Below are 14,846 nucleotides of genomic sequence, written 5' to 3'. Positions count from 1 at the left end.
AATTCACTGATGAAGCAGATTACCTTCGCCGACACTGAGTACGCCGGCAAGCGTAAACAGACCCACAAAGAGCTGTTCCTGATCGAGATGGATCAGGTGGTGCCGTTGAATGGTTTGATTGCCTCATGCGGTAGCGGTCATAGTACTGGCGTAGATGATCAGCATCGTAACCTTTGTCTCCCAATAACTAGCGGCAGTGCTTACGAGGCCGCCCAGATTTTGTGGCTGCTGGTGCTGCGGGCGATGCTGTAAAAGAAACTGGTGCGGCAGTTTCAACAGCTACAAAGAATCCAAACCTCAGCAGCGCAATAACGAATGCCGAGGCTAGAATGCCTTATGTACGGCCAATCGCTAAAACACCAGAAAATATCCGAATAGCTTTCAATAAAGGACAGTTGTGGGATGCATATAAGCATGCTGAGGTTGCAACCGATAAAGGACTTACCTTTATGGAGAAGTGGCTGCCTGATGGTCGAGGTGTTCGGCTGAATATGGATGGAATTTTCAAGGGTTTTATTGATTGATCATATATGTCTGAGTCCTATGAAGTTGTTTTTCAGCAAGTCGCGGTAGGCGATTTGTATGCGTTGTTGAAATTAATAGAGACGGAGTCCCAAGAATTCTCCGGCTTAGCTGTTTCTGAAGATCTTGGGGGAATTGATCCTGCAGGGATTAACAAGAGCTTAGTCGATGCATTTCTTGCCTATGAGGGGGATGTGTGCCTTACGGAACGATTGCATGAATTCAAGGTTTCGGAGACGGTATGCCTTCCTCTGGTTTTGTTGAGGGTGGTTAAGTATAAGGGCGAAGTGGATGTTGAGCTTTCTTTTAATGAAATTCCGTCGCTTGATATAGGTCGCATAATGCCCGCTATGCGGGAGTATGCATGTGCTCTATCAAAGAGATTTGATATAAAAGAATACTACGGCGGGCTTGAGCCGGCAGCGGATATTGATACCAGGTTTTTTACTGGCAATGCTCTGGAGCCGTGATTTGTATGCTGATCGTCAGTACACAACAGTCCTAAACGGAAAACGAGTAAGTGGTGTTGCTGATAACGTAACGACTACTGATGGAAAACGAACCGCTGTTGAAGCTAAGTTTGTAGAGGATTGGGAGAGTTCCATTCGGAATCCGGCTAGCTACATTGAGGTTAAGACCGGTAATGCCGATCTTAGTATTCGTCAGTCTGAAATATTTCCACAGATTCGAGATGGAAACTCAATTCCCAGGGGGGAAGTAGCAAAAGCTTTTGACCTGACTCCGGGTAAGCCACTTAGAGAGCAGGGTTATCCAAATGGTATTCCGATTGAAGTCATGAATTTTCCAGGTGCTAAACAGTGAAAGTAAAAGAGATATTGCCCATACTGAAGGACTGCGGCTGGCAATGTCATAAGGATGAGGTTGGAGATTATTTTTGCCTTATGGATATTGATGAGAGGCTGGCTCAGATTATTCCAGCAATAGGGAAGCGAACAGATCATTTTAGAGTTTCATTTATGCCTTCTGTTTCTACAAAAATCTTTACGGCGGCGACTGCTTTTATTCTAGGTGAACAAGGTGATCACGAGCCGGTCATTGTAAGTAATGATATCCCTGAAAAAATAGCCAATTTTTCAGCGGCTGATGTTGTTAGGCTTTCTCAAGCTGCTATAAATTGGGCTGTCTCTCAAGATATAGAACAAGGTTTGGCAGCATACAGAGCTTTGCCAACAGACTCGAAGGGCGCTTTGCCCTTGCGGCATTTAGCTGCTTTAGCAATAGCCGGAGATAAAAAGAAACTTGAAAATTATAAGTGCAGTTTTGAGCATGGAGATAGGTTAGGGTTTGTTCCATACATCTCTCTAGAGATGGTAGAGCGTGCTCTTTTAGTTTCACTGGACTACTGAATTAGACCTCCCCCGGCTTTTACTGGGGGGCTGTTCTTTACTTCGCCGTAATCACCAAACACCCTTCATCACCCGCACTTTAATATTCTCGCTCACCTCAAATCTCGCCTGCCTGAGTCACAGTCCCGGTGGCCTTATCCGGGGTATGGGCCGGGTGGTGGCGTAGTCCTTGTTGCTGGCCGGGTAGGAATTGAGGGCGATTTTCAACCGGCGTTGATCCCAATGCAGGATTGGACGTTATTCGTGATTCGTCTGGGAACTTCTTGTCTGGATGGACGCTAACTCCTAAATCACCTCGAGATCGCGGGCCAGCGCTACACGCTGGATGCCTACATCGTGATGTTCCAGAAGCCCTTCTATATCACCGTGCAGCGGGATGACCGTCGCCCCATGTCGATCGATGAGGCAGCGCGCGCAGCGGAGGAGTACATCAAGCCTCGGGGATGCACGGAGCCGCTCGTCCGTCGTGCCGATCTGGACCGCAGCAACGCTGACAAGACCCAGTGGATGGTCGGTATCGAGTGCTGATCCGCAAGGAGCGCTTGAACCTGGTCAGGGTCATTACCGAGGCCGACACCGACGGGGATGAAGAGGCACCCGGAGGTGGGGTTCGGCTCACCACCGTGCGATGAGGCTGGCGCCCAACAGGGGCGGCTTTCTCGATCCACTCGGAAGGCGCTGCAGTGACTGCGACGGTCGGGCCAGCAGTCGGATCATTGATTGCGACCTGTTGGGCGGCCTGTCTCCAGGCTGTGCCCGTAGCACCGGCAAACCCCGCCAGGCCCCTGCCCATCAGGCAGGGGCACGGACTCAGAAGGCGCGCACCACTTGGGCCCAGACGCGCGGCGTGCGCTCCACGTCGCTCTCGGCTGCGGCGTTGCCCAGCTTCCAGGCCGCCACGGCGTTGACCTGCCAGCCATGGGCCGCCCACAGGGCACCGAAACCGGCGCCGGAGAGGCTGCGGTGGTTGTCGTCCGAGGTCCAGGCGTCCTTGTTCAGGCGCACTTCGCCGTGGTCGACGAAGGTGGACAGCTGCCAGGCCTCGGTGAGGGCGTAGCGCAGCTCGACGTTGGCCAGCCAGCCCTGATCGCCCGAGGCCTCGCCCTGGGGGTAGGCGCGAACGCCGTAGGCGCCGCCTAGGTAGAGTTTCTCGGAGCTGTCCAGGTTGCCGTCTGCCCACTGGCCCTGGAGCTGGGTGTAGAGGCTGAAGCGGTCGCTGAGGCGCTGCAGGCGCACCAGGCTGGGGTTGAGCTTGTTGAAGCGGCCACGGGTGCCGGCGGTGGCGTCGTCGGTGCGCCGGGCCTGGGCGCCGTCGAGGGTCAGGCTGCCCTGGCTCCAGCCGAGGGCGAAGCTGTTGATGCCGCCGCCGAGGAGGTCGTCATGGCTGTTGCCGTTGAGGGTGAGGGTCACGACGCGGGCGTGCTTGTCGCTCTTCTCATCGAACAGGTCGATGTCGTCCTTCAGGCGCTTGTCGTCGAGCTGCAACTGGGTGAACAGGCTGAAGTCCCGCGAGCGCACCAGGGGCTGGATAGCGTAGACGCTGGCGATGCGCGCGTTGCCGTGGGCGCGCAGGTCCTCGAAGTCCTTGCCCAGCTCGTAGTCCATGTCCGAGTAGGCGACGCCGAACTGGGTGGCCCAGGGGCCGAGCGGCAACTGGTAGGCCACGCGGCCGTAGTGCTGGTCCTCGTCACTGCCCATGGCCCGCAGGCTGAGGCGGTCGCCGAGGTTGAGCGGGTTGTTCAGGTTCAGGGTGCCGCCGAGGCGGTACTGGCCGACGAAGCGGTTGCCGTAGTTGTCCATGTCCACCGAGCCGGTGACCAGCGGCGCCTTCTGCAGGCCCACCAGCAGGTCGGTGGTACCGGTGCTGGCACCGGGTCGCAGGGTGGACTTCACCTCCACGCCGGGGGTGTCCTGCAGCAGCAGCAGGCTGCGCTCCAGGGGCTGGCCCTGCACCGCATCGCCGGTTTTCAGCGCGGCCAGCGGCGCCAGCGCGCTGCCACCCAGGCCTACCGGGTTGTCGACGTGGACCTCGCCGTAGCGCCCTTCCAGCACGACGATCTTCACCACCCCGCCGTCGATCTCCTGGGCCGGTAGGTAGGCACGCGCCAGGGGGTAGCCCTGTTCGCGGTAACGCCGGGTGATACGATTGGCGGCCGCCTGCAGCTGGCCGACGCTGAGTTCCTTGCCGGGCAGGTCGGCCAGCAGGCCCAGCAGCTCTTCGCTGCCCAGTGCGCTATTGCCCTCCAGGGTGAAACCGTTGACCTGCAGGCGCGGACCGGCCTCGGCCGACGGGTCGGCGGGCGTGTCCGGGAGGTTGATCGGCAGGGACTGCCGGGGACTCAGTTGCAGGGGCTGCTGGTCGAGGCCTTGCTGCACCTGGCCGGCATCCGGAGCGGTGGCGGCGGAGACGGACAGGCTGAGCAGCGAGGCGGCAAGGCCGGCCAGCACGGGAGTCGAACGCATCTTCAGATTCCTTCGGGAAGACGAATGCCGTTGTTGACGAGGTTGAGCTGCGCACCGAACTCGGCCGGTGCGAATAGAGCCGGGGTGACCACCACCAGCGGTCGCTCGGTTTCGCTGCCGGGTTGCTTGCCGGTCATCTGCGCGGCAGGCACGCGCGGGTCAGTGACGGTGCTGACGGACAGCGTCTCGGTGACGGTGAGCATGCCGTCAACGTAGGTGATGTCGTAGTTGTCCAGGCCGGTGCCCTGGGCGTTGCTGGCGACGATGGCGTAGTTGCCCGCCGTGGCCCCGGTCCCGGCCCCACCGCTGTTCAGGCTGACGCCGCTGATCTGGTCGCCGGCCACCAGACCAGCACTGGAGAAGCCACTGAGGCTCGCCACCTGGCCGGCGGTCTTGCTGGCATTGCTGGCGGTGATGGCCAGCGCAGCCTTGTCGATGGTGAGGGTACCGTTGCCGTAGGTGATGTCGTAGTTGCCCAGCCCACTGCCCTGAGCGTTGCTGGCAACGATGGCGTGGTTGCCGACGCCAGCATTGAAGACCGACCCCAGGCTGGCGAGATCCACGCCGCTGACCTGGTCACCCGCAATCAGGCCCGAGGTGCTGAAGCCGCTCAGCAAAGCAGTCTGGCCGTAGGTCTTGCTGGCGTTACTGGCGGTGATGGTCAGCGCGGCCTTGTCGATGGCCAGGGTGCCGTTGCCGTAGGTGATGTCGTAGTTGCCCAGCCCGCTGCCCTGGGCGTTGCTGGCAGCAATGGCGTAGTTGCCGACGCCAGCATTGAAGACCGACCCCAGGCTGGCGAGATCCACGCCGCTGACCTGGTCACCCGCGATCAGGCCCGAGGTGCTGAAGCCGCTCAGCAAAGCAGTCTGGCCGTAGGTCTTGCTGGCGTTACTGGCGGTGATGGTCAGCGCGGCCTTGTCGATGGCCAGGGTGCCGTTGCCGTAGGTGATGTCGTAGTTGCCCAGCCCACTGCCCTGGGCGTTGCTGGCAGCAATGGCGTAGTTGCCGACGCCAGCATTGAAGACCGACCCCAGGCTGGCGAGATCCACACCGCTGACCTGATCACCCGCAATCAGGCCCGAGGTGCTGAAACCGCTCAGCGATGCCGTCTGGCCGTAGGTCTTGCTGGCATTGCTGGCGGTGATGGTCAGCGCTGCCTTGTCGATGGTCAGGGTGCCGGCGAGCATCTCGATGTCATAGCCGAACTGGCTGGAATAGAGCCCGTTCGCGCGCAGGTTGGCGCCAGTGTAGGTGCCGGCGTTGGCGCTGCCTGCGGTGTAGAGAGCGCTGCCGCCGACCAGGGCCGGGTCGTAGCCGATGGGGAACACCAGGGCACCGGTGCTGCTGGTGGCGGTGCCGTCGTAGGTCTTGCTGGCGTTGCCGACGTTGACGCTGAGGGCGGTCATGAAGCTGCGCAGCAGGGGCGCGCTGTGGCCCTCGTACATGCGCCAGGTGGCGCCCGTGCCGCCGGCGTCGTCGATGCTCCAGCCGGCCGCCACGAAGGGCGCCAGGGTGGTGAGCTGGGTGCTGGTCAACCCCGATACGCCCGAGGCATTGCCGGCCCCGACGCCTTGTGCCAGGCCGCTGGTGGTGGTGTTCCAGAAACTGCCGGTGGCGGTGCCGGCATTGCTGCCCACCAGGCCGCCGACCGCGCCGACGCTGGAGCTGGCCGTGCCCGTGGAATAAACACGCAGCAGGCTGCCGTCGTTGAACCCGACCAGGCCGCCCGCCGTGGCGTTGCCCTGGGCGCTGCCGGTGGCGTAGCTGTCGCGGAGGATACCGGTGCTGGTGTTGCTGCCCGCCAGGCCGCCGCTATTGAGACCGCCGCTGGCACTGCCTGTGGCCAGGGACTCGCTGAGCGTGCCGGCGTTGGTGCCGACCAGCGCGCCGACGTTGCCCGTACCGGTGGCGCTGGTGTCGCTGCTGACCCGCTCGATCACACCCGCCGAAGCGTTGTAGCCCACCAGGGCGCCGGTGTAAGTGCCGCCGGCTACGCTGCCGCCCACCAGGTTGAGGTTGCCGACATAACCGGCGTTGTAGCCGAACAGGCCGCTGTAGGTGCTGCCGGGGCGGTTGATGGCCAGGCCGCTGATGCGGTGCCCCTGCCCGTCGAACCGGCCGGTGAAGGGGTTGGCCAGGCTGCCGATGGAGAGGAAGCCGGTACCGCTGTTCCACAGTGCACTGCTGGAGGCCTCGACGTCGTTCGCCAGGACGAAGCGGCTGCCCGCCAGGCTGTTGGAGGCCAGCCCCTGGAGCCCATAGACATCGGCGATGCGGTACGGGGTGGCGATGCTGCCGTCCCCGGCCAGGGCCCGTATGAAGGTGGCGCTGGGGCTGAGGCGGAAGTCGGTGACGTTGAAGCTCAGCAGGCTGGCCGCGACCTGGTTCCAGGTGCCGCCGGTGAGATTCAGCACACCGAGGTTGACGCTCCCGTTGCTGGTGACGGTGCCAGCAGCAGACAGGGTCAGGCTGCCGTTGGCGGCGTCGATGCCATCACCCAGGAGGATGTTGCCGCTGTTGCTGGTGCTGAGGGTCAGCCCGGCGTTGTCGCCCCAGGCCAGGCGGTCGGCCACGTTGAGGTTGCCGGCTGCCGACAGTTGGCGGGTGCCACTGATACCGAAGGCACCGCCGCTGTCGAGGCTCAACAGCCCGCCGGAGCCGAGGTCGGTGTCCAGGCTGTAGCTGGCGGGAGTGGCGCTCAGGTAGAGACCATAGCCGGTATCGGTGAGACCGCCGAAGTCGGAGAGCGCGAGGAAGCCCAGGTCGCTGTCCGCGTAGTTGCCCCGAGCGGCCAGGTAGCGGCTGCGGGTTGCCGTGAGGCTGCCCTGCCCGGTCACCAGGCGCATGGCCGAGGCATAGATGTCCAGGCCCTGGATACCGAGGTAGCCGACACGATCACTGAACGCGGCACCCTGGCTGGAACCACCCTCCAGGTAGGTGAGCGTGCCATTGCTGTCGAACCGGCTGGCTTCGCCAAGGACGTAGTAGTAGCCGTTCGCCCCGGTGGAGGCGCTGCCGATCAGTTGCCCACCCGACACGGCACTGACGGTGGCGCCGGCCAATGCCGTGCTGCCGGCGTCGCTGAACACCCGGCCGCTCACGGCGTTGGGTGTGGTGCTGTAGCGCCATTGCAGATAGGGATAGAGGTTGGTGCCGATGCCCCAGATCGAGGAGGCGAAGCCGGCCGGCAGGCTGCCCTGCAACTGGGCGGTGGTGCGTCCGGTGATTCCAGCCGCCACCCCGCCGGCGCTGCCCAGCGTCTGGCCGCTGGTCTGGATGTCCCAGTAGGCGTTGGTGATGGCACTGCTGCCACCGTTGTTGTAGCCGGCGAAGCCGCCCATCTGGCTGCCGCCCGCGACGTAGCCGGTGGAGTAGCTGTTGCCGATGGTGCCGTTGACGAAGTTGACCCCGACAAAGCCGCCGATGTTGCTGGCGGAGCCCTGGCCTATCACCGCGCCGGTGGCGTAGGAGTCGGTGATGCTGCCTTCGTTATGGCCGACGAAACCGCCGATGGGGCCCGCCGCCGCTCTCACCGTGCCAGTGGCGTAGGACTGGCTGATGGAACCGCCATCGCCGCTGTAGCCGTTGGCTCCGACCAGCCCACCGACATAACCGAGGCCGTTGTTCGGGTTGGTGCCGGTCACATTGCCGGTGGCATAGGCGCGCGTGATGCTGCCGCCGCTGAAATTGAAGCCGACCAGGCCGCCGACCTGGTAGCCGGCGCCGGTGACGTTGCCACTGGCGGAGGCATCGGCGATGGCGCCGCCGTCGTTGGTGCCCACCAGCCCACCGGTATTGGCCTCGCCAGTGCTGGTGCCGCTGACGGTGGTGCTGGCTGATGCGCTGCCAAGGGTCCCGCCCGTCATGTAGCCGACCAGCGCACCGACACCATCGCTGCCGGTGACACTGCCGCCCACCAGCTTGACGTTGGCCAGGGTCGCGCCGGAGGTGTAGCCGAACAGGCCCACGTAGTTGGTGCTCGCCCGGTTGATGGCCAGGCCGCTGAGGCCGAAGCCCTGTCCATTGAAGCTGCCGGTGAAGCTGCCGGTGTCGCTGCCCAGGGGCTTGAAGCCCGATGCACCCCAGACATCGGCGTAGTAGCCGGTGCCGCCGGCAGCAAGCGCGGCGCCGAGGTCGAGGGAGGTGCCGAGCCGGTAGTTGCCGGCCAGGTTCATGCCGATCAGTTGCAAGGCATGGGGGGTGTACACCGCGGTGGAGTACTCGCTGCGCAGCATCGGCCGGGTATCACCCTCGAACATCACCCAGGTGTTGGCGAAGTCGAAGCCGTTGTAGGTGGACTGGGTGCGGGCATTGGCCGAAGTGATGGCGGTGCCACCGCTGGCGCTGCTGGCCTGCCCGGTGCTGTTCACGTCCCAGTAGCTGTTGGCGAAGGTGATGGTGGACAGGAAGGTGCCGCCGATCAGGCCGCCCGTGGCGGTGTAGCCCTGGACCCGGCCGCTGGCGTAGGTGTTGGTCAGGGTCGCCGAGTCGAAGACATTACCCACCAGCCCGCCGGCGAAGGCGCTGCTGTTGCTGAGGGTGCCGGTCACCGACCCCGTGGAATAGGCATCGGCCAGCGTGCCGTTCTGCACGGTGCCGGCCAGGCCGCCCACGTTGCTCAGGCCCGTCACGCTGGCGGTCGAGGACGCCCCCTGCAGCGTGCCATTGGTGACCTGGCCGACCAGGCCGCCGACGTTGGAGCCGTTGCCCAGCACCGAGCCGGTGACGTGGATGCCCGACAGCGTGCCGCTGAGGGACCCGCTGATGGCGCCGACGGTGATGTTGCCGGTGATGGCGGCATGGGACAGGGTCAGGTCGCGCACCTGCCCGCTGACGGCCTGGAACAGGCCCACGTTGTTCTCGGAACCACGGGCGATGGTCAGGCCGTCCACGGCGTGACCGAGGCCGGTGAAGGTGCCGCTGAAGCCTTGCAGCGGCGCGAAGCCCTGGCCGCCGTTCCAGGTGCGCGTGGCGCTGGCGTCCAGGTCGGTGGCGAGGGCGTAGTTGCCACTGGCGCCGACACCCTGCAAACCGGCGAGGTCATGGATCAGGGTGTAGCTGGTGCCCCCCAGGCTGAGGCTGGCATTGCTGCCCGACAGGGTGACGCGGGCGCCGCTGCCCAGCCGGTAGCCGTTGCCGTAGACCAGCGAGAGCCCCGCGTTGGTGCCGGTGGCGGTGATGTCCTTGTTGATGATGACGCTGCCGGCGGCGTTCAGCGTCAGGGTGGTGTCGGCGCTCCAGCTGATGGGCGCATCGACGGTGATGTTGCCGGCCTGGCTGCCACCGACTCCGGTGGTCACCGTCACCCCGGTGCTGGCCAGGGCGTTGGTCAGGGTGTTGACGTTGAGCACGCTGTCGTTGGCGTTGCCGTTGAAGCCCCCCATGCCGGTGCTGCTGGCAGTGGAAATGGTCACGTTGTAGGGGTCGATCAGCCATTCGCCGGTCTTGCCCTTGCCGGGCTTGGCCAAGGTGGTGACCTTCACGTCATCGGCCACCTGCACGTGGGCACCGCTGGTCTCGATGAAGCCGCCATTGCCGCCGTTCGGGGCACTGGCATCGAGGGTGCCGGCCACCTTGACCACGCCGCCGTCGAAGTCGCCCATGAGCATGATCTTGCCGTTCTTCTCGCCCAGGGTGCGGGCCTCGATCACGCCGGTGTTGTTGACCACGGTCTTGAGCAGCGCATCGCCGGCATCGGCGGTGAGCAGCACCTTGCCGCCGTCGGCGCGGATCAGCTTGTGGTTCTCGACCAGCGCATCCGCTGCGGCGCCGTCCACCTGGACGTTGAGCAGGCCGTCGCCGGCAAAGTCCAGGGTCACGGCATTGCCGGCCGCCAGGGCCACGCTGCCCTGCTGGGCGACGATCACCCCCTGGTTGCTGACGGTGCCCCCCAGCAGCGCCACCGCGCCGCCATCGGCTGCGGTGAGGGTGCCCTGGTTGACCACGGCCGCCGGCGTGCCATCGCCCTTGAAGCGGTAGTTGCCACGTTCGAAATCCTGCGGGTCGATGTCGAGGGTCGAGGCCACCAGGCCGCCGACCTGGACCTGGGCACCGCTGCCGAACAGCACGCCGTTGGGGTTGACCAGGAAGACCCGCCCGTTGGCATCCAACTGGCCCATGATCTTCGAGCCGTCGCTGCCCACCACACGGTTGAGGGCGATGGAATCACTGCCGGGCTGGTTGAAGGTCACCCGCTTACCGGCGCCGATGTCGAAGCTCTGCCAGTTGATCGCCAGCTTGCTGCTGGACTGGTCGATGACCATCTGCTGGGCGTTGGGCTGGCTGATGGCGCCACTGCCGGAAACCACCTGGCCGCCGGTCGGCAGGTCGGCCGCCAGGGCCGCCATCGGGGCCAGCAGCGCACATGCCAGGACCGCGCCGGAGCCCGCCTTGCGTCGCCGGGCATGCTCATCGGCGACACACCAGGCGCGCAGACGGGGATTCCAGACCAGCGAGAAGGCTCGATTCATGACAGCAGTCCTTTGACGGCAAGAAGGGCTCGAGAAAGCCGCCGCTGTATATCACGGCGACTTTTACCTAGGAATTGGCTGTCAGGAATTTTTTACAGGCTTATTTTTTGGCGTCATCTGATTGACTCGAATGCCCGTATCTCGTCCGCCATCACCCGGTTGCGCCCGGCCTGCTTGGCCTGGTAGAGCAGCTCGTCCGCGCGCTTGAGCACGTCCTGCACGCTGCGCCCGCCTCGGGGCGACCAGTGCACCACACCGAGGGAAACGGTGATCTGCCCCACCGGGTCGATCGGGGTGGCCTCCTGCCGGGCGCGGAAGCGCTCGGCCACCTCTGCTGCCGTGCGCAGGGGCGCCTCGGGCAGCAGCAGGATGAACTCCTCGCCGCCGACACGGCACGGCAGGTCCCGCTCCCGACAGCTCTGGCGCAGCAGGTCGGCGAACTGGCGTAGCACATCGTCTCCCGTGTCGTGGCCGAAGGTGTCGTTGACCCGCTTGAAGTGGTCGATGTCCAGGCTGATCACGGAGAACGGCGTGCCCAACCGCTGCCAGGCCTGCAAGCGCTCCTCCATGGCGCGGCGGTTGGCCAGCCCGGTGAGCGGATCGCTCTTGGCCTGCTGATCCAGTTGGCCGAGCTTGGCCCGGGTCACTTCCAGGCCCGCCAGCAGGGCTCGCTTGATCATCCAGGCCTCGGCATACCAGGCCTTCACCCGCAGGGCCTTCTCCGCCCGCTCGGGCTGCGCAGCACTCTCGGCCAATTGCCGCAGCGGGCGGCTGATGCGCGCGGAAATCCACAGGATCAGCCCGATGCCCAGCAGGCTCATGGGCAGCAGGCCGGCGAGCAGGCGCTTCATCAACTCCTCCAGCGCTGCCTGTGCTGCAGCCAGGGGTTGTTGTGCCACCACGCCCCAGCCACTCAGCGGCACGCTGGCGTAGCCGGCCAGCATCTCCACGCCCCGTGTGTTGACCGCCTGCATGGCGCCGCTCTCGCCCTTGAGCACCGCATCGACGATGGGGTTGGCGCCCAGGCGCTCGCCAACGCGGCTGGTGTCGGGGTGGAACAGCACCTTGCGGTCCGGGTCCACCAGGTAGACGTTGGACGCGTCATGGTGGAAATGCTGGCTGACTAGCGAATCCAGGGCATTGGGCTTGCCCAGGTAGATGGTGCCGCCGATCAGCCCCCGGTACTGGCCATCGGGGCCCCAGATGGGGTGGGAAACGAAGACGATGAGGTTGCCCGCCAGGGAGCGGAACGCCGGGCTGACCATCGCCCGGCGCTGCTGCAGGGCCTCCCGCGAGCGCAGGGCCTGGCCGTTGATGCCCAGGCTGTCCGGCTTGGAGGCCACCACGGTGCCCTCGGCATCGGCCACCAGCACGGTGTTGAAGCTGTGGTCCTGCATCAGCAGGCGCTCGGCCTCCAGCGCCATCTGTTTCGTGTCCCCCGGCACGTTGCCCAGCAGGGTGGCGCTGAAGCGCAGGCGTTCCAGGTCACCGGCCAGGTTCTCGTTGATGCTGGCGGCGAGCTTGGCCGCATAGGCGCGGTTGGCCTCCAGGGCGTTCTGCACCAGTGCCTGGCGCTGGATGCCATAGGTCACCAGCAGGTTGTTGGCCAGCGTCGCCAGGGTCGCGGCGAGTGCGAACAGCAGGATGAGGCTGCGCAGGTTGAGCTTGGGGGGCGGCCCGAACGGCATGGGTCATGTCCCGATGGGTCTAGCGCTCAAGGCGACTGCGATCCTTGCAGCGGGTCCTACGGGCGACGCATCGTCGTGGTGAGCGAGCGGGCTTTGGCCAGGGCCGTCACAGGCCCGTAGAAAAGCCCGGGAAAACGTGTGGATTTTACCCTTCGGGCAAGGTGAAACCAAGGCCGAAACGGCGAGGTGCCACCATTTGTGCGCTCCGGGATCGGGCGACACCGCGGGCCCGGGGCTGCGCTGGCAGGCTGGAGATGGGGCGCACCGAACCGAGCCGGGCTCGGTGGGTGGGTGCGGAGACTTTCAATGCTCCCAGCGCCCCGGCGCATAGGAAAACATCGGCAGCGACCAGCTGAAACGGATCGCCGAAAGTCGCAGCAGCAGGCCGACGCTGAAGGAGGCGAGCAGGTTGAGGTCGTCGTCGACGCCTTGCTGGCGCAGGCCGAGGTAGAGCAGGGCGACCAGCAGGGAGACGCTGGCGTAGAGCTCCTGGCGTAGGACCTGCGGGGTGCGGTTGCAGAGGATGTCGCGGAGGATGCCGCCGAAGATGCCGGTGATGATCCCGGCCATGGCCACCACCGGCAGGGCATAGTCCAGGCCCAGGGCGACGTTGCAGCCGATCACGGTGAAGGCGATCAGGCCCATGGCGTCGAGCACCAGGAACAGCTGCCGCAGGTGGTGCATGAACCTGGCCAGGAGCATGGCCGAGAGGCCGGCGCCGATGGTGAGGAAGATGTATTCGGGGTGCTGGGTCCAGCTCACCGGGTAGTGGCCGAGGAGGATGTCGCGGACGGTGCCGCCGCCGAGGGCGGTGAGGAAGGCGATGAGGCTGACGCCGAACAGGTCCATATTGCGCCGGCCGGCGGCGAGGGCACCGGACATGGCTTCGGCGACGATGGCAATCAGGTAGACGTAGGTGAGCACACAGAACTCCTGCGTTGTGCTGCCCCTCCCCCTGTCCTGTGTACCTGAGAGTTTGCGCGGCGTGGGCCGCTTGCCCCTTCGGTGGGCCGCTCGCGGGCGGCCGCTCTCCAGTTGGCGATCATGGAACCCGCAGTGACTTCTGCCTGAGCGATTATGGGAGTTTGCGCCTTCGGCGGAGGCGCATGGCGCCTCGCTCTCCTGCGGGGGCGCGGATTATAGGGGCGCTGACGAACTTGTGCGAGTGGTCAGCTTCCGCGCCTGCACCTGTCAGGTGCGGAAGGCCCCCAGCCCGCTCTTCAAGGCACGTGCCGTCTCGCCCAGTTCAGCGGCGGAGTGGTTGATGGCGTCCACATCCTGGCGGGTGTGTTCGAAGGCGCCGCGCATATCGCCCAGGCGCCCGGACATATCGGCCACCGCATGCTGGATGTGCTCGCTGCTGGTCAGCGCCTGCTCGACATTGGCGTTCACCTCGCCCATCTGCCGCACCAGGGTGTCGAGGGCTTCCAGCGCTTCGTCGGCGTTGCCCGCCAGGGCGCGCGAGCGCTCGGCGGTGCTGCCCATGCGCTGGGCGATCTGGCGGATGGCGCCGGTGACCTGGTCGATCACCTTGTGCGCATCGGCCAGCACGCTCTTGGTCTGCCCTGCCAGCTTGCGCACCTCGTCGGCGACCACGGCGAAGCCACGGCCCGCTTCGCCGGCGCGCGCGGCTTCGATGGCGGCGTTGAGGGCCAGCAGGTTGGTCTGCTCGGAGATACCCGCAATCATCTGCAGCACCTGGCCGATCTGCTCGGCCTCACGGCTGAGGCCGTCGAGGTCGGTGGCCAGCTCGATGTTGGAGGAGGTGCTGCCGTGCACATCGGCGATCAGCTGTTGCAGCTCCTGGTGGGCGCGGCTGAGCTCGGTGCTGGTGCGCTCGAGGTTGCTGCGCACCGCCCCGGCCAGGCTGTGGGATTGCCCGGCGGCCTGCTGGATCGACTGGCCGTGCTGGTCGACGTCGGCCAGTTGGTGCGCCGCCTGCTGGATCTGTTGGGTGATGTCGTCGGCGCGGTGCAGGAAGGTTTCCGCCAGCTGCTGGTTGCTGTCGGCCATGCCGAGGGCGCCGGAAAGGGTTTGCCGCAGGTCCTGCAGCAGGCCGGACAGGCGCGTACCCATCTGCCCGAGTTCGTCGTTGCTGGTGACTGCCAGGGAGTGCGAGAGGTCGCGTTCCTGGGCGATGCGATTGAGCTGCCCGGTGAGCTGGCGGATGGCGTGGACTAGCATGCGCGTGGCCAGCCAGGACAGCAGCAGGCCGATGCCCAGCGTCACCGCGCCAATGAGCAGCAGGCTGCGCAGGCTGTCGGCGATGGCCTGGTCGAGGCTGCTCAGGGTGACGTCCACGCCCACCACGTAGGGCTGGCCGCCGCTGGTGCGCA

Annotated in this window: 9 protein-coding genes, 3 pseudogenes and 1 riboswitch; of the genes and pseudogenes, 6 read left to right on the top strand and 6 right to left on the bottom strand. The window is 64.8% G+C overall.

Going from position 1 to position 14,846, the window contains the following annotated elements; genetic code table 11:
* Nucleotides 1–9 precede the first annotated feature (9 nt).
* From PI990_RS29535 to PI990_RS29505, 6 genes and pseudogenes are all read left to right on the top strand, one after another.
* Nucleotides 10–123 (top strand): annotated as a pseudogene (locus tag PI990_RS29535) (IS5/IS1182 family transposase); the annotation flags it as partial.
* 98 nt (nt 124–221) lie between these two features.
* Nucleotides 222–524 carry a hypothetical protein gene (locus PI990_RS29525; RefSeq protein WP_271659291.1) on the top strand — a complete coding sequence of 101 codons (303 nt, stop codon included), beginning with the start codon at nt 222–224 and terminating at the stop codon, nt 522–524.
* A 6-nt stretch (nt 525–530) separates the two neighbouring features.
* A complete protein-coding gene (locus PI990_RS29520) occupies nt 531–992 on the top strand; it encodes a hypothetical protein (RefSeq protein WP_271659290.1) in 462 nt (153 codons plus the stop codon).
* A 1-nt stretch (nt 993) separates the two neighbouring features.
* Complete coding sequence (locus tag PI990_RS29515) at nt 994–1,344, top strand: hypothetical protein (RefSeq protein WP_271659289.1); 351 nt, start codon at nt 994–996, stop codon at nt 1,342–1,344.
* Nucleotides 1,341–1,889 carry a DUF6990 domain-containing protein gene (locus tag PI990_RS29510; protein WP_271659288.1) on the top strand — a complete coding sequence of 183 codons (549 nt, stop codon included), beginning with the start codon at nt 1,341–1,343 and terminating at the stop codon, nt 1,887–1,889. Before PI990_RS29515 ends, PI990_RS29510 begins: the two co-directional genes overlap by 4 nt.
* Before the next feature lie 336 nt (nt 1,890–2,225).
* Nucleotides 2,226–2,417 (top strand): hypothetical protein, encoded by a 192-nt coding sequence (locus tag PI990_RS29505; RefSeq protein ID WP_271659287.1) that lies wholly within the window; start codon nt 2,226–2,228, stop codon nt 2,415–2,417.
* Between the two features lie 282 nt (nt 2,418–2,699).
* On the opposite strand, the gene PI990_RS29500 is transcribed toward PI990_RS29505, so the two are convergent.
* The 6 genes and pseudogenes from PI990_RS29500 to PI990_RS31690 form a co-directional block, all read right to left on the bottom strand.
* Nucleotides 2,700–4,352 (bottom strand): ShlB/FhaC/HecB family hemolysin secretion/activation protein, encoded by a 1,653-nt coding sequence (locus PI990_RS29500; protein WP_271659286.1) that lies wholly within the window; start codon nt 4,350–4,352, stop codon nt 2,700–2,702.
* Nucleotides 4,353–4,354: 2 nt separating this feature from the next.
* The gene (locus tag PI990_RS29495) at nt 4,355–10,822 is read right to left on the bottom strand and encodes an MBG domain-containing protein (RefSeq protein ID WP_271659285.1); all 6,468 of its coding nucleotides are present in this window, start codon (nt 10,820–10,822) and stop codon (nt 4,355–4,357) included.
* A gap of 113 nt (nt 10,823–10,935) precedes the next feature.
* Entirely contained in the window at nt 10,936–12,510 is a 1,575-nt protein-coding gene (locus PI990_RS29490) for a sensor domain-containing diguanylate cyclase (protein WP_271659284.1), read from the bottom strand.
* A 303-nt stretch (nt 12,511–12,813) separates the two neighbouring features.
* Nucleotides 12,814–13,392, bottom strand: a complete 579-nt coding sequence (locus PI990_RS29485) for a trimeric intracellular cation channel family protein (RefSeq protein WP_271661375.1) — start codon at nt 13,390–13,392, stop codon at nt 12,814–12,816.
* Between the two features lie 162 nt (nt 13,393–13,554).
* Nucleotides 13,555–13,645: riboswitch (glycine riboswitch) on the bottom strand.
* Between the two features lie 56 nt (nt 13,646–13,701).
* A pseudogene (locus PI990_RS31695) lies at nt 13,702–14,217 on the bottom strand (methyl-accepting chemotaxis protein); the annotation flags it as partial.
* A 390-nt stretch (nt 14,218–14,607) separates the two neighbouring features.
* Nucleotides 14,608–14,694: pseudogene (locus tag PI990_RS31690) on the bottom strand (hypothetical protein); the annotation flags it as partial.
* Nucleotides 14,695–14,846: the final 152 nt, after the last annotated feature.

The organism is Pseudomonas sp. TUM22785 (assembly GCF_028198105.1).
Lineage (GTDB): Bacteria > Pseudomonadota > Gammaproteobacteria > Pseudomonadales > Pseudomonadaceae > Metapseudomonas > Metapseudomonas solani.
The sequence above is the reverse complement of the archived record's forward strand: the minus strand, read 5'-3'. Positions and strand labels throughout refer to the sequence as shown.

Bases quoted from the DNA above. Each gene is read 5' to 3' on its own strand.
- PI990_RS29495 (WP_271659285.1), bottom strand. From the start codon at position 10,822: ATGAATCGAGCCTTCTCGCTGGTCTGGAATCCCCGTCTGCGCGCCTGG.
- PI990_RS29485 (WP_271661375.1), bottom strand. From the start codon at position 13,392: ATGTCCGGTGCCCTCGCCGCCGGCCGGCGCAATATGGACCTGTTCGGC.
- PI990_RS29500 (WP_271659286.1), bottom strand. From the start codon at position 4,352: ATGCGTTCGACTCCCGTGCTGGCCGGCCTTGCCGCCTCGCTGCTCAGC.
- PI990_RS29490 (WP_271659284.1), bottom strand. From the start codon at position 12,510: ATGCCGTTCGGGCCGCCCCCCAAGCTCAACCTGCGCAGCCTCATCCTG.
- PI990_RS29520 (WP_271659290.1), top strand. From the start codon at position 531: ATGTCTGAGTCCTATGAAGTTGTTTTTCAGCAAGTCGCGGTAGGCGAT.